This is a genomic window from Bordetella ansorpii (assembly GCF_900078705.1).
GTDB classification, from domain to species: domain Bacteria; phylum Pseudomonadota; class Gammaproteobacteria; order Burkholderiales; family Burkholderiaceae_B; genus Bordetella; species Bordetella ansorpii_A.
Genome location: NZ_FKIF01000003.1, coordinates 38,314 through 56,975, shown reverse-complemented (window position 1 = coordinate 56,975; position 18,662 = coordinate 38,314). Strand labels below are relative to the sequence as shown.

16 protein-coding genes are annotated in these 18,662 nt (G+C 67.6%); 12 read left to right on the top strand and 4 right to left on the bottom strand.

Annotated features, from left to right (window positions below; all coding sequences use genetic code 11):
* The first annotated feature begins 11 nt into the window (after positions 1-11).
* From paaK to A6745_RS08900, 3 genes are all read left to right on the top strand, one after another.
* Positions 12-1,325 (top strand): phenylacetate--CoA ligase PaaK, encoded by a 1,314-nt coding sequence (gene paaK / locus A6745_RS08910; protein ID WP_066125995.1) that lies wholly within the window; start codon positions 12-14, stop codon positions 1,323-1,325.
* A 287-nt stretch (positions 1,326-1,612) separates the two neighbouring features.
* Complete coding sequence (locus tag A6745_RS08905) at positions 1,613-2,056, top strand: hypothetical protein (protein ID WP_066126443.1); 444 nt, start codon at positions 1,613-1,615, stop codon at positions 2,054-2,056.
* A 150-nt stretch (positions 2,057-2,206) separates the two neighbouring features.
* Positions 2,207-4,204: a phosphatase PAP2 family protein gene (locus A6745_RS08900; protein ID WP_066125993.1), complete on the top strand. Its 1,998-nt coding sequence runs from the start codon at positions 2,207-2,209 to the stop codon at positions 4,202-4,204.
* A gap of 76 nt (positions 4,205-4,280) precedes the next feature.
* Here A6745_RS08900 and A6745_RS08895 read toward each other — a convergent pair whose 3' ends face one another.
* From A6745_RS08895 to A6745_RS08885, 3 genes are read right to left on the bottom strand one after another with little or no spacing between them, the layout of a single operon-like run.
* Positions 4,281-5,558: a TRAP transporter large permease gene (locus A6745_RS08895; RefSeq protein WP_066125992.1), complete on the bottom strand. Its 1,278-nt coding sequence runs from the start codon at positions 5,556-5,558 to the stop codon at positions 4,281-4,283.
* Between the two features lie 54 nt (positions 5,559-5,612).
* Complete coding sequence (locus tag A6745_RS08890; RefSeq protein WP_066125991.1) at positions 5,613-6,113, bottom strand: TRAP transporter small permease; 501 nt, start codon at positions 6,111-6,113, stop codon at positions 5,613-5,615.
* A gap of 14 nt (positions 6,114-6,127) precedes the next feature.
* Positions 6,128-7,102: a TRAP transporter substrate-binding protein gene (locus A6745_RS08885; RefSeq protein ID WP_066125989.1), complete on the bottom strand. Its 975-nt coding sequence runs from the start codon at positions 7,100-7,102 to the stop codon at positions 6,128-6,130.
* A gap of 282 nt (positions 7,103-7,384) precedes the next feature.
* On the opposite strand from A6745_RS08885, the gene A6745_RS08880 reads away from it, so the two are divergent.
* From A6745_RS08880 to A6745_RS08840, 9 genes are all read left to right on the top strand, one after another.
* Positions 7,385-9,919, top strand: coding sequence for an ABC transporter permease (locus A6745_RS08880; protein WP_156513330.1), 2,535 nt, complete (start codon positions 7,385-7,387; stop codon positions 9,917-9,919).
* Positions 9,919-10,347, top strand: a complete 429-nt coding sequence (locus A6745_RS08875; protein ID WP_066125987.1) for a group II truncated hemoglobin — start codon at positions 9,919-9,921, stop codon at positions 10,345-10,347. The genes A6745_RS08880 and A6745_RS08875 overlap by 1 nt, the downstream gene beginning before the upstream one ends.
* Positions 10,337-11,065: a 3-deoxy-D-manno-octulosonic acid kinase gene (locus tag A6745_RS08870; protein ID WP_066125985.1), complete on the top strand. Its 729-nt coding sequence runs from the start codon at positions 10,337-10,339 to the stop codon at positions 11,063-11,065. The genes A6745_RS08875 and A6745_RS08870 overlap by 11 nt, the downstream gene beginning before the upstream one ends.
* A 162-nt stretch (positions 11,066-11,227) precedes the next feature.
* On the top strand, positions 11,228-12,352 hold the full coding sequence (locus A6745_RS08865; protein WP_066125982.1) for a polyamine ABC transporter substrate-binding protein: 1,125 nt from the start codon (positions 11,228-11,230) through the stop codon (positions 12,350-12,352).
* A gap of 5 nt (positions 12,353-12,357) precedes the next feature.
* A complete protein-coding gene (locus A6745_RS08860; RefSeq protein ID WP_066125980.1) occupies positions 12,358-13,485 on the top strand; it encodes an ABC transporter ATP-binding protein in 1,128 nt (375 codons plus the stop codon).
* On the top strand, positions 13,482-14,399 hold the full coding sequence (locus A6745_RS08855) for an ABC transporter permease subunit (protein ID WP_066125978.1): 918 nt from the start codon (positions 13,482-13,484) through the stop codon (positions 14,397-14,399). The genes A6745_RS08860 and A6745_RS08855 overlap by 4 nt, the downstream gene beginning before the upstream one ends.
* On the top strand, positions 14,396-15,202 hold the full coding sequence (locus A6745_RS08850) for an ABC transporter permease subunit (RefSeq protein ID WP_066125975.1): 807 nt from the start codon (positions 14,396-14,398) through the stop codon (positions 15,200-15,202). The genes A6745_RS08855 and A6745_RS08850 overlap by 4 nt, the downstream gene beginning before the upstream one ends.
* Positions 15,199-15,555, top strand: a complete 357-nt coding sequence (locus A6745_RS08845; RefSeq protein ID WP_066125972.1) for a Spx/MgsR family RNA polymerase-binding regulatory protein — start codon at positions 15,199-15,201, stop codon at positions 15,553-15,555. The genes A6745_RS08850 and A6745_RS08845 overlap by 4 nt, the downstream gene beginning before the upstream one ends.
* A 21-nt stretch (positions 15,556-15,576) precedes the next feature.
* On the top strand, positions 15,577-16,329 hold the full coding sequence (locus A6745_RS08840; RefSeq protein WP_066125970.1) for a DNA-3-methyladenine glycosylase: 753 nt from the start codon (positions 15,577-15,579) through the stop codon (positions 16,327-16,329).
* Between the two features lie 87 nt (positions 16,330-16,416).
* On the opposite strand, the gene A6745_RS08835 is transcribed toward A6745_RS08840, so the two are convergent.
* Positions 16,417-18,546: a bifunctional 2',3'-cyclic-nucleotide 2'-phosphodiesterase/3'-nucleotidase gene (locus tag A6745_RS08835; protein ID WP_066125968.1), complete on the bottom strand. Its 2,130-nt coding sequence runs from the start codon at positions 18,544-18,546 to the stop codon at positions 16,417-16,419.
* Positions 18,547-18,662: the final 116 nt, after the last annotated feature.

Here is an 18,662-nt window from a genome sequence, read left to right as displayed (position 1 = left end):
GAGAGAGACCCATGTCCAACACGATCAGCAAGCCCGGGCTGGACCCCATCGAGCATGCCAGCCGCGACGAGATCCAGGCGCTGCAGCTGGAACGGCTGAAATGGACGCTGAACCACGCGTACCACAACGTGCCGCACTACAAGCGCGCCTTCGACGAACGCGGCGTGCACCCCGACGACCTGAAGCAGCTGTCGGACATCTCGAAGTTTCCGTTCACGGTGAAGAAGGACCTGCGCGACAACTACCCGTTCGGCATGTTCGCCGTGCCGCGCGAGCGCGTCTCGCGCGTGCATGCGTCCAGCGGCACGACCGGCAAGCCGACGGTGGTGGGCTATACGGCGCAGGACCTGGACCACTGGGCCAACCTGGTGGCGCGCTCGATCCGCGCAGCGGGCGGCAAGGCCGGCGACATCATCCACGTGGCCTATGGCTACGGCCTGTTCACGGGCGGCCTGGGCGCGCATTACGGCGCCGAACGGCTGGGTTGCACGGTCATTCCCATGTCGGGCGGGCAGACCGAGAAGCAGGTGCAGCTGATCCAGGATTTCCAGCCCAGCATCATCATGGTGACGCCCTCCTATTTCTGCAACATTCTGGAGGAGCAGCGCAAGCAGGGCATTGATCCACGTCAAAGTTCGCTGCGCATCGGCATTTTCGGCGCCGAACCGTGGACGGGCCAGATGCGCGCCGACATCGAGTCGCAGGCCGGCATCGACGCGGTCGACATCTATGGCCTGTCGGAAGTGATGGGCCCGGGCGTGGCCAGCGAGTGCGTCGAATCGAAGGACGGTCCGGTGGTGTGGGAAGACCACTTCTACGCCGAGATCATCGATCCCGACACGGGCGAGCCGGTGGCCGAAGGCGAAGAGGGCGAACTGGTGTTCACCTCGCTGACCAAGGAGGCGATGCCCGTCATCCGCTACCGCACGCGCGACCTGACGCGCCTGTTGCCGCCCACCTCGCGCAGCATGCGCCGCATCGGCAAGATCACCGGCCGCAGCGACGACATGCTGATCGTGCGCGGCGTGAACCTGTTCCCGACCCAGGTCGAGGAACTGGTGCTGAAGGTGGCCCAGCTGGCGCCGCACTACCAACTGGTGCTGACCAAGAACGGCAACCTGGACGAGCTGGAGATCCTGACCGAAGTGCGTGGCGAGTTCGCCGGCCTGGGCGCCGACGAGCGCGAGGTCATCGGCCGCCAGTTGCAGGCGGCGGTGAAGGCCTACATCGGCATCAGCGCGCGCGTGAACGTTGCCGATTGCGGTTTCGTCGAACGCACGCTGACCGGCAAGGCGCGCCGCGTGATCGACAAGCGGCCGCGCTGAGGCGCCGTCCGGTTCCTGGCGGTTCCGTCTTGCAAGGGCCGTTGGGCCCGCCGGGCCGGTGCAGTGAGCGATGTCGCGTACCTTCTCGTGCCACATGCCGGGTTTCAGGATGGATTCAGTGATCTGACTTCTTGCTGCTCTGGACGCCTGACCCGTTCCGGGGCGATACTCGGGCCGCCAGGCGGGGTGGTTGGTCTGGCGCGGCTCCCCCGCCGGTCCATGGTGTCTGATTCGGGATGCGGTGTGCTGGCGGCGAGGGGGGCGCAATCTTCCAGACCAGGATGGCCATGACGCTGCAGCAACGCGACGGATATTCGTACGGCACGACCCGCGATGACCTGCGATGGGTCATCTCCGACTTCGCGGAAGACAACGGGTATGCGGCCGACCAATGTGCCTCCAGCACCTGTGCCTGCGGGCAGCAGGTGTTCCTGCTGGAGACCAACGAGGCAGAGGGCGTCGCGCAACGCACCTGTTGCGCATGCGGCGCCATCCACCTGATGGGCGACAGCGCCGAGTATGCCGGCGATCACGTTCCCCTGGACAGCCATGTCTGCATCTGTGAGCAGGGCCGCTTCGAGATCGAGTCGGCCGTTGCCCTGTATTCCGAATCGAACGACGTGCGCTGGCTGTACATCGGCTGCCGGTGCAGCGACTGCTCGCTGGTCGGCGTGTTCGCTTCGTGGAAGTGCGAAGGGGGCGACGCGGACGCCTTCCTGGCCAACGTCTAGCCGCGATGGCGCGTGCCGTTCGCCGCTGGGAAAAGGCGAAAGACGAAGAAGTCTTAAGAACGACATCTTGCGATATATCGTGCTTTGTCACGAGTCATACATATTGAGCTTCTAGTATGCGTCGCTCTGTCAACTCCGTCTTTTCAAAAAATGACATTCCAGCAGCGTTCCCGTGTCACGGGCCGGGGCAAATGGGCCCTTCAAGCTACCTCCTTGGCCGTTCTGCTCGCGTTGTCCGCATGCGGCAGCGACGACCATGATGACGACCAGGCGGATGCCGGCGGCGAGGACTCTGCCTACGTCGTGCCGGGTCCGCCGGCCGGATTGGGAACCACCGATGTCGCGCAGGTGCCCGGCGCCGCCGCCTTCGTGGATTTCGCCGCCACCAACCAGCGCGGCGATGCCCGCTACGCCACGGTCGACACCAACGCCGGCGTCCGCGTGCTGAAGGGCTTCCTGGACATCTGGACGCCCAGCACGCTACTGGTGGATGCTGGCACCGGCACCGTGCCCGCGCAGGACGGCTTCCCGGGTTTTGCCCAGTCCACCTGGACCGGCCTGCCCGGCGACGCCACCGACGGCACCGTGAAGAACGGTGCGGTGCATGCCGAGAACCTGGCGTTCGTGGTCCGCACCACGCTGGCCCGTACGCCCGAGCAGGCCGTCGCGGCCTACCTGGACGACCGCCGCGGCAAGAACTACAGCGTGACCGACGGCATGGGGCCGCTGACCTCTTACTGGCGCACGGCCGCCCAGCAGACCACCACCATCAACGACGTGGCCGCCGATGCCACGACCGTCAAGTACGACGACGGCGGCAACAACACGGGTGTGTCCGGTTCGGCGAACCCCGAGTTCGGCGATGCCATCGCGTTCGTGCAAAGCATGGGCAACAATGCCTCGACCGAACCGGGCAAGCGTTTCTACAAGTACGCCCGCCCGTGGCGCTGGACGGCTGCCGTGCAGGTGCTGCCCACGCTGGAACCGGCCAAGAGCAGCACGCCGGCCACCGATGGCGGCTTCCCCAGCGGCCACACCGCCGAGGCCGTCCGCAACGCCGTCGCCATGGCCTATCTGGTGCCCGAGCGCTTCCAGGAAATGGTGGCCCGCGGCCTGGAACTGGGCGAGAACCGCATCGTTGCCGGCATGCACTCGCCGCTGGACGTGATCGGCGGCCGCATCCTGGGCCAGGCCTCGGCCGTCGGCAACATCTATGCCGCCAGTTCCGGCGTGCGCGCCACGGCGTATGCGCAGGCGCGCCAGACCCTGATGGCCGCGACGGGTACGAGCACGCCCGAGGCGTTCTATCAGTTCGCGCATTCGCAATCCGTGTCCCAGGACCGCTTCGCGGACCACGAGGCCAACAAGCGCCTGTACCGCCACCGCCTGACGTTCGACTTCACGCAGATCGGCGACACGGGCGTCCCGGCCGTGGTGCCCAAGGGCGCGGAAACCGTGCTGGAAACCCGCTTGCCTTACCTGACGGCGGAACAGCGCCGCGTCGTGCTCAAGACGACGGCGCTGCCTTCCGGCTATCCGGTGCTGGATGACGATGAAGGCTTCGGCCGCTTGAACCTGTTCGACGCGGCCGACGGCTACGGCGCTTTCAACGGCGACGTCGTGGTGTCCATGGATGCGAATCAGGGGGGCTTCAACGCCCTGGATACCTGGCGCAACGACATCTCGGGCGCGGGCAAGCTGACCAAGAACGGATCGGGCACGCTGGCGCTGGCCGGGCAGAACCTGTACACCGGCGGCACCGAGGTCGCGGGCGGTACGCTGCGCGTGGATTCGGCCAGCGCACTCGGCGCTGGCGCGGTCTACGTGGGCGGCGGCACGCTGGAAGTGGCGGCGGACGAAGCGGCGCAGGTGAAGTCGACCTACACGCAGACGGCTGCTGGCGCGTTGCAGGTCAACGTGGATGCCGACGGCGCGGGTCAGTTGTCGGTGGCCTCCGACGCGGCGCTGGCCGGTGCGTTGACGGTCGATTTCCGTGACGGCTATACGCCGCAGGCGGGCGATACGCTGACGGTGATCTCCGCGGCCCGGGTCCATGGCACGTTCGACAGCGTGTCGGTGGCGGGCTTCAAGGCCACGCCGGTCTATGGCAGCGACAGCGTCCAGGTTCGTCTGGACGCCGTGCAGTAAGCCAGGCGCGGCAAGCGCCTAGTAACGAGGGGGGGCACCGTGTGCCCCCTTCCTCATTGCAGGCCCGGCGTGTTCTCTACCTCGCGTACACCAGGTCGCGCAATCCCAGCGACAGCCCAGGCCAGTACGTGATCACCATCAGGCACGCGATCACCACGCCCACGAAGGGCAGCAGCGGCCGTATCAGCCGCTCCAGTGGCACCTTCGCCACGGCGCAGGCGGCGAACAGATTCACCCCGAACGGCGGCGTGATCATGCCCAGCGCCAGGTTCACCACCATGATGATGCCGAAGTGCACGGGATCGATGCCGAACTGCACCGCCACCGGCAGCAGCAGCGGGGCCAGCACCACCACGGACGCCGAGGTCTCGATGAACATGCCGATGATGAACAGCGCCGCGTTGACACCCACCAGGAAGGTGAGCTTGTCATCGAACAGTTTCGCCAGCCCTTGGCCCAGCGCATCCGGAATCCCGGCGCGGTTGAGCAGGAAACTGAACACGCCCGCATTGGCGATCACGAACATGATGACCGCGGTGGATACCACCGTGCGGTTCAGCGCGCCCGACAGGTCGCGCAGCGCCAGCCTGCCGTAGACGAAGCGGCCCACCAGCATGGCATAGACCACCGCCACCACCGAGGCTTCGGTCGGCGTGAAGACGCCGCCATAGATGCCGCCCAGGATGATCGCCGGCATCAGCAGCGCCAGCCACGCGCGGCGCAAGGACGGCCACAGTGACAGGCGGCCTTCGCCATCGTGCTTGCCCAGGCCGTGGCGGCGCGCGTACAGCCACACGTACAGCATCAGCGACAGCCCGATCAATACGCCGGGCATGACGCCGGCGATGAACAGTTCGCCGGTGGAGGTGTCTGTGGACACCGCGAACAGGATCATCGGAATGGAGGGCGGAATGATGACGCCGAGCTCCGCCGCGCTGGCCTGCAGGGACGCGGCGAAGGGCGCGGGATAACCATGGCGGATCATGGCGGGGATCAGGATCGCACCGACCGCGAACGTGGTGGCCACGCTGGAGCCGGCCACCGCCGCGAAGATCATGCAGGTCAGCACGCAGGTGCAGGCCAGTCCGCCCTGCACGCCGCCCACCAGGCTCTTGGCGAAGTCGACCATGCGTTCGGAAATGCCGCCGGTTTCCATCAGGTTGCCGGCCAGGATGAAGAACGGAATGGCCACCAGCGGATACTTGTCCAGCGCGGCGTACAGCTGTTGCGCCATCACCAGCCATGGCAGACCGGCCACCGAGATGCCGCCCAGGCTGGCCAGCCCGATGGCCACGGCCACCGGCACCGACAGGCCGAAAAAGATCAGCATCGAGAGAATCATCAACTGCGACATGGAACCACCTGAATGTCGTCCGGCCGCGCCGGAAGCGTGAAGAGGAAGCTGAGGTCAGCCTTGCGCGTCGTTGCGCGCGGGTTCGGGTTCATCCGGCCCGGCGGCCACGCGCGCCAGCACCGCGATCGCCGCCAGCGTGGCGCCTACCGGGATCGCCAGATAGATCCAGGAGATCGAGATGTCCAGGCTGGGTACGGTCTGGAACCGCACCCGCCAGGTCATCTGTCCGCCGATCCATGCCAGCATGGCCAGGAACAGGACACAGATGGCGGCCAGCGCGTGCTGCAGCAGGCGCTGGGCACGGCCGCGCAGGCTGTTGCGCAACAGCTCCACGCTGATCATGGCGCCATGGCGGAACGCCAGCGCCACGCCCAGCAGCACCGTCCAGATCAGCAGGGCGCGTGTCAGCACCTCGGTCCAGTCGGCGGGGGATTGCAGGACGAAGCGCGCGATCACCTGGTAGAAGGCAGCCGCCGCCGAGGCCACCAGCAGCAGCTGGGCCACGGCGGACACCAGCCGGAACAGGACCGTCTCGGCCGTGCGCAAGGCGTGCATGATGGGCCGGCCTCTTACTTCACGTCGCGGATGGCGTCGATGAGCTTCTTGTCGAACTTCTTGTAGTACTCCTTGTAGGCCGGCTCGACCGCGGCGGCGAACGCGGCGCGATCCACCTGGTCGACCTGCATGCCTTCCTTCTTCAACTGTTCGACGCCGGTCTTTTCGATGTTGTCGACGAAGCCGCGCATGGCCTGGGCGGAGTCCTTGCCCGCTTGGCGGAATGCAGCCTTCTGGGCGTCGGACAGGCCGTCGTAGACGCTGCCCGACATCAGGATCAACGCCGGGCCGTAGACGTGACCGGTCAGTGACAGGTACTTCTGCATCTGCGACAGCTTGGCCGACGTGATGACCGACAGCGGGTTCTCCTGGCCGTCGATGGTGCCTTGCTGCAGCGCCGTAGCCACCTCGGGCCAGGCCATGGGCGTGGGCAAAATGCCGATCTGGCGGAAGGCCGCGATGTGGATCGGGTTCTCGGTGGTGCGGATCTTCAGGCCCTTGGCGTCGGCGGGGGTGCGCACGGCCCGCACGTTGTTGGTCAGGTGGCGGAATCCCTGTTCGCCCCAGGCCAGCGCCACGATGCCGCGCGACGGGAACTTGGTCAGCATGTCCTGGCCGATCTGGCTGTCGAGCACCTTGCGGGCATGATCCAGGTCGCGCAGCAGGAAGGGGATGTCGAACACGCCCGTTTCGGGCACGAAGTTCAGGGTGGCACCCGTGGAGACGATGGCCAGGTCGATGGTGCCGATCTGCAGGCCCTCGATGACCTCGCGCTCGCCGCCCAGCGCGCTGTTGGCGAACTGCTGGACCTTGAATTTTCCGCCGCCCGAGGCTTCGATCGATTTGGCGAAGGCATCCGCCCCGGCGCCGTAATGCGACGAGGTGGACAGGGCGTAGGCCATTTTCAGGGTGGTCTGGGCGGCTGCGGGCAGGGCGGCAGCGAGCATGCCGGACGCCAGCAAGGTGGCGGCGAGCCAGGACTTGCGCATGTTGTCTTCTCCGTTGTCTTCTGGAACTTGTCGTTCTTTGGCGGCTTTCCACCGCCTGGGCATGATAGCGGCATTCGCTGTCCAGGTAGAACGGGGCAGGGTTTTCACGGGTGATCCGGCGGGAGGTCCGCATGGGCATGGATGGGGGGCGGGCGTGCGCTGCGCCTCGGCTGCCTGACGGCCGGTTGAACCTCCCGGTGCAATCACGGTCAGGTACAGTGCGGAACCCGGGCAGGGTGGGGGATGTCCCCCCGCCGGCCTTCGATTGGTTACGATTGGCCGATGATGCACGCGACTGCTGCCCGCCCCTGCCGCCAGGCCGGTTTCTTTTCCTCCTTGCGCCTGGGATTGCGCATGATGATGCGCGACGCGCGCGCTGGCGAGCTGCGCCTGCTGGTGCTGGCGCTGGTGGTGGCCGTGGCGGCCATCACCAGCGTGGGCTTCCTGGCCGACCGCGTGTCCCGCGCGCTGGAGCGCGACGCCAGCCAGATGCTGGGCGCCGACCTGGTGCTGGAAGCCGACGAGCCCATTCCCGCCCAGTTCCTCGACCGGGCCAGGCAGGACGGCCTGACGGTGGCCTCCTCGGTGCAGTTCCCGTCCATGGCCAGCGGCGGGGGGGGCGCGCAACTGGTGTCGCTGAAGGCCGTCGAGCCGGGCTATCCCCTGCGCGGCTCGCTGCGCGTGGCCGACCAGGCCTTCGGCCAGGACGCCGCCACGCGCGAGGTGCCCGAGCCGGGCACCGTCTGGGTCGATCCCCAGTTGCTGTCGGCGCTGGGCATCAAGGTGGGCGACACGATCGGCCTGGGCGACGCGCGTTTCCGCGTGGCCAAGGTGCTGACCTACGAACCCGACCGCGGCATGCAGTTCGTCAACGTGGCGCCGCGCGCCATGATGCGGCTGTCCGACCTGCAATCAACCGGCCTGGTCACGCTGGGCAGCCGGCTGGACTACATCCTGCTGGTGGCCGGCCAGCCGCCCGGGGTGGCCGGCTACACCTCGTGGCTGAACCAGAACCTGCAGCGCGGCCAGAAGGTGGCGACGGTGGAATCGGGCCGGCCCGAGGTGCGGCGCACGATGGACCGCGCGCAGCGCTTCCTGTCGCTGGTGGCCATGCTGGCGGTGATGATCTCGGCGGTGGCCGTGGCGCTGGCCGCGGGCCGCTTCATGTTGCGCCATCGCGACGGCATCGCGGTGATGCGCTGCCTGGGGGCGCAGCAGGGCGAGATCGCGCGCATGCTGGTGGCCGAGTTCGCCATGATCGGGCTGCTGGCCTGCGCCGTGGGCGGCCTGATCGGCTATGGCGTGCATGAATTGATGGTGTCGGCGCTGGCCGGCTTGATCGACACCGAACTGCCGCGTCCCTCCGTCATCCCTGCCGTGCAGGGCCTGTTGACGGGCGTGCTGATGCTGCTGGGTTTCGCGCTGCCGTCGCTGGCGCAATTGCGCCACGTGCCGCCGGCCCGCGTCCTGCGCCGCGATGCGGAGGGCCTGCGCCCGCGCAGCGCCCTGGGCTATGCGCTGGGGGCGGCGGGCCTGGCGCTGCTGATCTGGTGGTTCGCGGGCAACCTGCAACTGGGCGCCGTGGTGTCGGGCGGCTTCCTGGGCGCCTTCCTGGTGTTCGCGCTGGTGGCCTGGGGCTGCGTGCAGGCGCTGGGGCGCGTGCGCCGCGCGGCCAACGGCATGCCGGCGCTGCGTTTCGCGCTGGCCGGCGTGGTGCGCCGGCGCACGGCCACCATCACCCAGGTATGCGCGCTGGCCATCGGCATCATGGCCCTGCTGCTGCTGACGCTGACCCGCACCGACCTCATCGCCGGATGGCGCGGCACGCTGCCCGACGACGCGCCCAACCGCTTCCTGATCAACGTGCAGCCCGACCAGCGCGAGGCCGTGGCCCGGCAACTGGCCGCCGGCGGCCTGGAGAAGACCCAGCTGTGGCCCATGATCCGCGGCCGCCTGATCGCCATCAACGGCCGGCAGGTGGGGCCGGCGGATTACGAGGAACCACGCGCCAAGCGCCTGGTCGACCGCGAATTCAACCTGTCCTATGGCCAGACCCTGCCCAGTTCCAACCGTATCGAGCAGGGCCGCTGGATGCCGCCCGACAGCAGCAACGAAGTCTCGATGGAGTCCGGCCTGGCGGCCACGCTGGGCGTGAAGCTGGGCGACAAGCTGAGCTTCGACGTGGCGGGCCAGACGGTGGACGTGTCCGTGACCAGCCTGCGCCGGGTCGATTGGGACTCGATGCAGGTCAACTTCTTCGCCATCCTGTCGCCGCCCGCGCTGGCGGACATGCCGCAAAGCTGGATCACCTCGTTCTATCTGCCGCCCGACAAGGCGCCGGTGCTGCGCGACCTGGTGCGGCAGTTCCCCAACCTGACGGTGTTCGACGTGGGCGCCATGCTGCAGCAGTTGCAGTCGGTGCTGGACCAGGTGGCCAGCGCCGTGCAGATGCTGTTCCTGTTCACGCTGCTGGCGGGCGTGCTGGTGCTGGCCGCCGCGCTGACGGCCACGCGCGACGAACGCATGCGCGAGGCCGCCGTGCTGCGCGCCCTGGGCGCCACGCGCGGCCAGTTGGCGCGCGCGCAGCGCATCGAACTGCTGGCCGTGGGCGGCCTGGCCGGCCTGCTGGCCGCGGCGGGCGCGACGGCCGTGGCGTGGGGCCTGGCGACCTATGTGTTCAACTTCGCCATGACTTACAGCGTGTGGCCATGGATCGCCGGTCCCGCGGCCGGCATGGCCGGCGCCTGGACCGGCGGCGCGCTGGCCCTGCGCGGGGTGCTGCGCACGCCGCCCCTGGTTACCCTGAGAGAAGCCTGATGACCGCCACCACCCGGGTCGATCCCATATTCGAACCGCTGGACACCAGCAAGACCCTGTTTGAACTGCTGGGCGGCGAGCCCGGCCTGCACGCGCTGGTCGAGCGCTTCTACGACCTGATGGACCTGGAACCCGACTTCCGCGAATTGCGCGCGGCCCACGGCCCCAGCCTGGACGAGGCGCGCCAGAAGCTGTTCTGGTTCCTGTGCGGCTACTTCGGCGGCCCGAACCACTACATCGAGCGCTTCGGCCATCCGCGCCTGCGCGCGCGCCACCTGCCGTTCTCCATCGGCGAGATCGAGCGCGACCAGTGGGTGGCCTGCATGGGCCGCGCCATGCAGGACCAGGGCGTGCCGCCCGCGCTGCTGGACCGGATCCTGCACGCGTTCTACGGCACCGCCGACTGGATGCGCAACCGTGCCGGCTGACGCCATCCTGGACGCCACCCGCCAGCAGGCCTGGCCGGCGCCCGCCGACGGCGCCATGCTCTGGAACGCGGCGCGGCTGGGCGATACGCCGCCGGCGCGCTGGTTCGACCCCGAAGCCTATGGCGGCCTGGCCAGCCCGGTCGCGGCCGGCGGCCGGCAGGCCGCCTGGATGGTGGCCGGGCAGGGCTGGCAGGGCGTGCTGCGCGGCTACCGCCGTGGCGGCCTGGTCGCGCGCATCAGCCGCGAATCCTATGCCTGGCGCAGCGAGGACCGCACGCGCAGCTTCCGCGAATACCGCCTGCTGGCGGCGCTGCACGCGCAGGGCCTGCGAGTGCCGGTGCCGCTGGCGGCCGGCTACTGGCGGCGCGGCTGGAGCTACCGCGCGGCCATTCTGGTCGAGCGCGTTCCCGACGTGCGCCCGCTGGCCCATGCGCTGGACGCCTCGCCCGACGAGGTGGCGGGCGCCATCGCGCGCATGCACCGCGCCGGGGTCTGGCATGCCGACCTGAACGCCTTCAACATTCTGCTGGATGCCCAGGGCCACGCCTGGCTGATCGATTTCGACCGGGGCAAGGCCGGCGGCCTGAGCAACCGGGCCCGCGCCGGCAACCTGCTGCGGCTGCGCCGTTCGTTGCGCAAGGTGGCGGGCGAACAGGGCGAGGCCTGCTGGCGGCGGCTGCAGGCGGCGTATGCACGGGCCTGGTCCGCCACGGCCTGACGGCGCGGCGGGCAAGGCAGGGGGATCGCGACGGGCAGGGGCGCCTGGTTCGACGCCCGGCTGCGCGATTTAGGGGTTAAACCGTCTGCATCCCCCTATGAAAAGGCTTTATCATTTTGCCTTTGGTTTTTTTCCATCACGCGTTTTGGCAAGGGGTACGCGATGAAATTCATGGTGGGCGCGCGGCTGGCGCTGGGAACGGCGCTGGCGGTGGCGGGTATCGGGGCAACAGTCGTCTCGACGACGGCCCAGGCTCAGGACGGCAAGGTCGTCAACGTGTACAACTGGGCCGAATACACCGCGCCGGACACCATCCCCGGCTTCGAAAAGGAAACCGGCATCCGCGTCCGCTACGACGTGTATGACACCAACGACACGCTGCAGGCCAAGCTGCTGACCGGCAAGTCCGGCTACGACGTGGTGGTGCCGTCCACGCACTATGCCTCGCGCCAGATCGAGGCGGGCGTGTTCCAGAAGCTGGACAAGTCCAAGATCCCCAACTGGAAGTACCTGGACCCCGACCTGATGGCCCTGGTGGCCACCATCGACCCGGGCAACCAATACGTCATTCCGTGGGGCTACGGCACCAACGGCCTGGGCTACAACATCACCAAGGTCCGCGCCGCGCTGGGCGCCGACGCCGACCTGGGCAACTGGGACATGCTGTTCAAGCCCGAGAACGCCGCCAAGTTGCAAAGCTGCGGCATCTCGATGCTGGACGAGGCCGCCCAGGTCTTCCCGGCCGTGCTGCACTACCTGGGCAAGGATCCCAACAGCTCCAATCCCGACGACTACAAGGCCGCGCTCGAAGTGCTGAAGAAGATCCGGCCGTACATCCGCCAGTTCAGCTCGTCGGGCTACATCGACGAATTGGCCTCGGGCGACCTGTGCATGGTCTACGGCTTTTCGGGCGACGTGATGATCGCCCGCCGCCGCGCGCAGGAAGCCAAGCGCACCGACGACATCAACTACTTCCTGCCCAAGGGCGGCGCGCCCGCCTGGTTCGACGTGATGGCCATCCCCAAGGACGCCCCGCACGTCGAGTCCGCGCATGCGTTCATCAACTACATCGAGACGCCGCAGGTGCACGCGGCCATCACCAATCACATGTACTACCCGAACGCCAACAAAGAGGCGCGCAAGTACGTGAACAAGGAAGTGGCCGACAATCCCATGATCTACCCGCCGGCCGATGTCTCCAGGACGCTGTTCGTCATCAAGGCCCAGCCCTTGCCGGTGCAGCGTTTGCAGACGCGCATGTGGAACGAACTGAAGTCCGGACGATAAGCGCCATGATCGAGAGCCGGTATTCGGCGCCCCAGGGCGGCGACGCGGACGCGTTCGTCCAGGTGATCGACGTCGTCAAGATATTCGGCGATACGGTCGCCGTGCAATCCACCAGCCTGACGGTCCGCCGCAACGAGATCTTCGCGTTGCTGGGCAGTTCGGGCTGCGGCAAGTCCACGCTGCTGCGCATGCTGGCGGGCTTCGAAGAGCCCACCTCGGGCCGCATCGTGCTGGACGACCAGGACATCACGGCCGTGCCGCCGCACCGCCGGCCGGTCAACATGATGTTCCAGTCGTACGCGCTGTTTCCCCACATGACCGTCGATGCCAACGTGGCCTTCGGCCTGAAGCAGGAGGGCGTGGCCGCCAACGAGATCCACGAGCGCGTGTTCGAGGCGCTCGACCTGGTGCAGATGGCCGGCTACTCGCGGCGCAAGCCGCACCAGTTGTCGGGCGGCCAGCAGCAGCGCGTGGCGCTGGCGCGCAGCCTGGTCAAGCGGCCCAAGCTGCTGCTGCTGGACGAGCCCATGTCCGCGCTGGACAAGCAGATCCGCCAGAAGACCCAGATCGAGCTGGTCAGGATCCTGGAGAAGGTGGGCGTGACGTGCATCATGGTCACCCACGACCAGGAAGAAGCCATGACCATGGCCCATCGCCTGGCGGTGATGACCGAAGGCCAGATCGTGCAGAGCGGCACGCCGCAGGACGTCTACAACTTCCCGAATTCGCGCTTCGTGGCGGGCTTCATCGGCAGCACCAACCTGTTCACCGGCACCATCGTGGTGGACGAGCCCGACCACGTGGCCATCGAGTGCGAAGACCTGGCCCGCCCGCTGTACGTCAACCACGGCGTCAGCGAGCCCCTGGGCATGGAAGTGCACGTCTCGCTGCGTCCCGAGCGCCTGCGCATCTGGCGCGAGCAGCCGCAAAGCGACTACAACTGGGCGCGCGGCGTGGTCAGCCACGTGGCCTGGATGGGCGGCTACGCGCTCTACCAGATCCGCCTGGACTCGGGCAAATCCATCGAGACCAGCGTGCCCGGCATGGTGCTGGCCCGCATCGACGCCCCCGGCGTGGACGAAGAGGTCTTCGTCAGCTGGGACGCCGACAGCCCCACGGTGCTGGCGTCATGATCCGCTTGCCGTTACGCCGCTGGGCGCCCTCGGGACGCGCGCTGGCGATCGTTCCGCCTTACGCCTGGCTGGTGCTGTTCCTGCTGGTGCCGTTCCTGCTGGTGCTCAAGATCAGCTTCGCCGAGCTGGAGTTCGGCATTCCGCCGTACACGCCGCTGGCCCGGTTCCAGGACGAGGCGCTGCAGCTCAGCCTGAACCTGCGCGGCTACATCCTGCTGTTCACCGACAGCCTGTACCTGGCGACCTATCTGAACTCGGTGAAGATGGCGGCCATCACCACGCTGTGCTGCATTCTCATCGGCTATCCGATGGCGTACTACATCGCGCGCTCGTCGCCGGCGGTGCGCAACATCCTGCTGCTGGGCGTGATCCTGCCGTTCTGGACGTCGCTGCTGCTGCGCGTGTATGCCTGGGTGGGCATCCTGCGCAACGACGGCCTGCTGAACAAGACGTTGATGGCACTGGGGCTGATTTCCTCGCCGCTCGAGATCTACCGCACCGACATCGCCGTGTACATCGGCATGGTCTACGCCTACCTGCCGTTCTTCATCCTGCCGCTGTACGCCAACCTGGTGAAGATGGACCTGCGCCTGCTGGAAGCGGCCTACGACCTGGGCGCGCGTCCGTGGCAGGCGTTCTGCCGCATCACGGTACCCCTGTCCATGCCCGGCGTCATCGCCGGCGCCATGCTGGTGTTCATCCCGTGCGTGGGCGAGTACGTCATCCCCGAGATGCTGGGCGGCGCCAACACGCTGATGATGGGCCGCGTCATGTGGAACGAGTTCTTCAACAACGCCGACTGGCCCATGGCCAGCGCCGTCACCTGCGTGATGGTGCTGCTGCTGCTGGTGCCGCTGGCCCTGTTCCAGTACAACCAGATGCAGGCCCAGGCGCCGGCCGGGGGGCGCCGATGAAAGGGCCCAACAAGACCGCGCGCGGCGTCGCGCTGGGGCTGGGCTATGCCTTCCTGTACGTGCCCATCCTCAGCCTGATGGTGTTCTCGTTCAACGATTCGGCCATGGTCACCACCTGGAGCGGCTTCTCGTTGCGCTGGTATGGCCAGCTGATGCAGGACGACGCGCTGCTGTCGGCGGCCTGGCTGTCGTTCCGCATCGCGGTGCTGACCGCCACCGCGGCGGCCGTCCTGGGCACCTGGGCGGGCTACGTGCTGGCGCGCATGCGGCGCTTCCGCGGCCTGACGCTGTACGTCGGCATGCTCAGCGCGCCGCTGGTCATCCCCGAGGTGGTGCTGGGCATTTCGCTGCTGCTGATGTTCGTCGAACTGCGCGGCGCGCTGGGCTTTCCGGCCGAGAACGGCATGTTCACCATCTGGATCGGGCACGTCACGCTGTGCATGGCCTTCGTGTCGGTGGTCATCCAGTCGCGCGTGCGCGACCTGGACCGCTCGCTGGAAGAGGCCGCGCTCGACCTGGGCGCCACGCCGGCCCGCGTGTTCTTCAGCATCACGCTGCCGCTGATCGCGCCGGCCGTGGTGTCGGGTTGGCTGCTGGCGTTCACGCTGTCGCTGGACGACGTGGTCATCGCCTCGTTCCTGTCCGGGCCGGGTTCCACCACCTTGCCCATGGAAGTCTTCTCACGCGTGCGCCTGGGCCTCAAGCCCGAGGTCAATGCTCTGGCCACGCTGTTCATCCTGGCCGTCGGCACCTGCGTGATCGTGGCCAACCGCATGCAGTGGCGCAAGGAGGCCCGCAAATGACCCAACCCACCCTGTACGGCCTGGCCAAGTGCAGCACCTGCGTCAAGGCGCGCGACTGGCTCGACGCCAAGGGCATCGCGCACACCTTCGTCGACTACCGTGACCACCCCGTGCCGGCCGCCACGCTGAAGGAATGGGCGGACAAGGTGGGCGGCTGGGAGAAACTGGTCAACCGCGCTTCCATGACCTGGCGGGGCCTGACCGACGAGCAAAAGGGCGCGTCCACCGACCGCCAGTGGTCGGCGCTGATCGCCGGGTATCCCGCGCTGGTGCGCCGCCCCGTCACCGTCACGCCGGATGGCGAGGTGACGGTGGGCTTTTCGGAAAAGCGCTACGGCGAACGTTTCGCCTGAGGCCGGCCGGGGCTGGGCGGCATGGCGGGCAAGCAGGCGGCGGGCGCGGGGCAGGGGGCGGCCTTGCCTGCCGATACCGCCTTCACCGGCCACCATCCCGCCTTGCCCGACAGCTTCTTCCATCGCGACGCCTGCCTGCTGGCGCGCGAACTCATCGGCAAGATCATCCGCCGCCGGCTGGGCGACCTGTGGCTGTCGGTACGTATCATCGAGACCGAAGCCTATTACCTGGCCGAAAAGGGCAGCCACGCCTCGCTGGGCTACACCCACAAGCGCCGCGCCCTGTTCATGGACGGCGGCACGATCTACATGTATTACGCGCGCGGCGGCGACTCGCTGAACTTCAGCGCGGCCGGGCCGGGCAATGCGGTGCTGATCAAGTCGGGCCATCCGTGGGTGGATGACGTGTCCGGCCCCGATGCCCTGGCTTGCATGCAGCAGCTCAATCCCGATGCGCGTGGCGGCGCGCGGCCGCCCGCCAGGCTGTGCGCGGGCCAGACGCTGCTGTGCCGGTCGCTGGGGTTGAAGGTGCCTGAATGGGACGCCCAACGTTTCGATCCTGAGCGGCTGTTCGTGCAGGACGTCGGCGCCTCGCCCGAGCGCCTGGCCTGCGCGCCGCGGCTGGGCATTCCCGCTGGCCGCGACGAGCATCTGTTCTACCGCTACGTCGACCCGGCCTACGCGGCGTTCTGCACGCGCAATCCGCTGCGGCGGGGGCAGCGGGCGGGACAGGATTATGTGTGGGTGGATCGTGGCGGGGCGGTGATCGTCTAGCGCCGCCAAGTGAATCGCCCCGGCGGGCACAGCGTGCCTGCCGGGGCGAGTGGCGCCGTTGCCGGGTCAGGGTACCGGCAAGGCGGCTTACGGCACCGGGTTCAGGTCGATCTGGTAGACCGCGCGGCCTTCGCCCAGGTCATCCGCGTCGGCGGTCAGGCTGACGTTGGTCAGGCCGGCGGCCGTCGCCACGGATTGCGCGTCCTGGCCCGTCTTGAACAGCACGCGGCCCGCGGTCGTGACCGGGGTGAAGCGCCAGCTGCGTGACGAGCCGTTGGTGGCGCGCGTGACCGTCGGATTTTCCTTGATGTAGTTGATCACCACGTCGCGGTTCGCGTCCGGCGAGGCATAGACGATGTCGAACGCGTTGCCGGGGCCCAGGATGTACTGCGCGCTGCTTTCCGCGCGGTAATTGTTGGTGGCGACGATGAAGTCCATGCCGTCGACCGGATTGCCCATGTACGTCAGGTTCTTGATGCGGCTGTTCTCCGCCGCGGTCACGTCGATCTCGTATTGCAGGTCGGGCGTGGTGAACATGTCGAAGTTGTAGCCCGCGAACGCCGACTGGCCGGAGGGAACCTTGCCGGTCTTGGTGTCCTTGATCAGCCACTGGTCGGCGGTGGCCGCCGGGTCGATGCGGTTGAAGCGCTTGGCCGCGTTCTCCAGCCACAGCTTCAGCTGCGCGCCCGTCACCTTCACCGCGTACACGGTGTTGGGATACAGGTACAGGTCGGCCGCGTTGAAGATGGCCAGGTCGCCGGCCGCCACGTCGGTGTAGTCGGTGGCGCTGCTGAAGCCGGCCTTGAACGGCGCACTGATCGACAGCACCGGAATGCTGCTGTATTCCGGCAGGTTGGCGTCGATGTAGTTCTTCACATAGGCCTGCTGCGCCTGGTTGACCAACTGGATCGCGCCCGGGTCGCCCACGTCGGCGAACAGCGTGCTCATGCGGAAGTCGGTCTGGCCGATGGGTTCCTTCACGTAGGTGATGGCGGCCTCGTGCTGGGCCTCGACGGCCTCGACCACGGCGCTGTCCGAAGCGACGTACTGCGTCGCGCCGCCGGCGTCCTTGTACTGGGTGGTGCGCACGTCGACTTCGGTCCTGGCCTTGTCGACCTGCCACGCCTTGCCGTCCCACTTCAGCGAGTAATCGATCACGCCCATGGCCTTGCCCCACTGGCTGGGCATGACGGCCGGCACGCCGGCGACCGTGCCGGCGGTGTTGTCCACCACGTCGTCCGACGGGTACGACGGGCTGGCGCCGCGGTCCGGGAAGATATTGTGCTGGTGGCCCATGATCAAGCCGTCGATGCCTTCGACCTCGGCAACGAAGCGGCCCGGATTCTCCATCATCGGGCTCTGGGTGGCGTCCATGCCGCCATGCAGCAGCACGAACACCAGGTCGGCGCCGTTGGCGCGCGCTTCGGCCACGTACTTCTCGGCCGACGCGACGCCGTCCTGCACCTCGACCTTGCCGTCCAGGTAGCGCTTGTCCCAGTTCATGATGCCGGGCGTGGTGACGCCCACGATGCCGACCTTGATCGGCAGCTTGACCTTGGCGCCGTCTTCCTGCGTGGCGTCGATCTCGCGGTCCAGGATGACGTACGGTTGCAGCAGCGGCTGGCCGCTCTTGACGCTCGTCACGTTGGCCACGGTGACCGGGAACCCGGGGCCCGCGCACTTCAGGCTGCCGTCCACGCCGTCGACGTCCATGCCGCCGCCCAGCACCTGGTTCAGGAAGGGCAGGCCATAGTTGAATTCGTGGTTGCCCACCGTGCCCGCATCGAAGTTCAGTTCGGACATGGCCTTGTACATCGTCAACTGCTGCGAGCAGGGGATCGGATCGACCGTGGCTTCGTAGTCTGCCAGCGCGGTGCCCTGGATGGTGTCGCCGTTGTCGACCAGCAGCGTGTTGGCGAATTCCTTGCGCGCGTCGCGGATCAGCGTCGCGGTGCGCTCGAAGCCGTAGGTCTTGTCCTCGGCGAGCTTGAAGTAGTCGTAGCTGCGCGCGTTGTAGTGCAGGTCGGAGGTCGACAGCACCGCCAGTTCGGCGGTGGCGGGCTTCTGTTCCACCACGGGCGGCGTCGAGGTGTCGTCATCATCGTCATCGTGGCCGCCGCATGCGGCCAGCGTGCAGGCCATGGCAACGGCCAACGCGGCGTGCCGCGCGCGGGGGCGGATCTTGCGGGGGTCGAAAGTCGACGCGGGGGAAGCCATCGGTGCTCCTCGGTGGGACTATGGGAAAGAGCAGCGATTATTTCGGCGGGTGTTGACTGACACATTACTGACAATATTTCGTGACATTTCAATTTAAGCTGGGTTGTTGCAAGACA

Coding starts and splice junctions, on each gene's coding strand:
- paaK (WP_066125995.1), top strand. CDS start 12: ATGTCCAACACGATCAGCAAGCCCGGGCTGGACCCCATCGAGCATGCC.
- A6745_RS08875 (WP_066125987.1), top strand. CDS start 9,919: ATGACCGCCACCACCCGGGTCGATCCCATATTCGAACCGCTGGACACC.
- A6745_RS08840 (WP_066125970.1), top strand. CDS start 15,577: ATGGCGGGCAAGCAGGCGGCGGGCGCGGGGCAGGGGGCGGCCTTGCCT.
- A6745_RS08890 (WP_066125991.1), bottom strand. CDS start 6,113: ATGCACGCCTTGCGCACGGCCGAGACGGTCCTGTTCCGGCTGGTGTCC.
- A6745_RS08885 (WP_066125989.1), bottom strand. CDS start 7,102: ATGCGCAAGTCCTGGCTCGCCGCCACCTTGCTGGCGTCCGGCATGCTC.
- A6745_RS08900 (WP_066125993.1), top strand. CDS start 2,207: ATGACATTCCAGCAGCGTTCCCGTGTCACGGGCCGGGGCAAATGGGCC.
- A6745_RS08835 (WP_066125968.1), bottom strand. CDS start 18,546: ATGGCTTCCCCCGCGTCGACTTTCGACCCCCGCAAGATCCGCCCCCGC.
- A6745_RS08855 (WP_066125978.1), top strand. CDS start 13,482: ATGATCCGCTTGCCGTTACGCCGCTGGGCGCCCTCGGGACGCGCGCTG.
- A6745_RS08865 (WP_066125982.1), top strand. CDS start 11,228: ATGAAATTCATGGTGGGCGCGCGGCTGGCGCTGGGAACGGCGCTGGCG.
- A6745_RS08880 (WP_156513330.1), top strand. CDS start 7,385: ATGATGCACGCGACTGCTGCCCGCCCCTGCCGCCAGGCCGGTTTCTTT.
- A6745_RS08850 (WP_066125975.1), top strand. CDS start 14,396: ATGAAAGGGCCCAACAAGACCGCGCGCGGCGTCGCGCTGGGGCTGGGC.
- A6745_RS08860 (WP_066125980.1), top strand. CDS start 12,358: ATGATCGAGAGCCGGTATTCGGCGCCCCAGGGCGGCGACGCGGACGCG.
- A6745_RS08895 (WP_066125992.1), bottom strand. CDS start 5,558: ATGTCGCAGTTGATGATTCTCTCGATGCTGATCTTTTTCGGCCTGTCG.
- A6745_RS08905 (WP_066126443.1), top strand. CDS start 1,613: ATGACGCTGCAGCAACGCGACGGATATTCGTACGGCACGACCCGCGAT.
- A6745_RS08845 (WP_066125972.1), top strand. CDS start 15,199: ATGACCCAACCCACCCTGTACGGCCTGGCCAAGTGCAGCACCTGCGTC.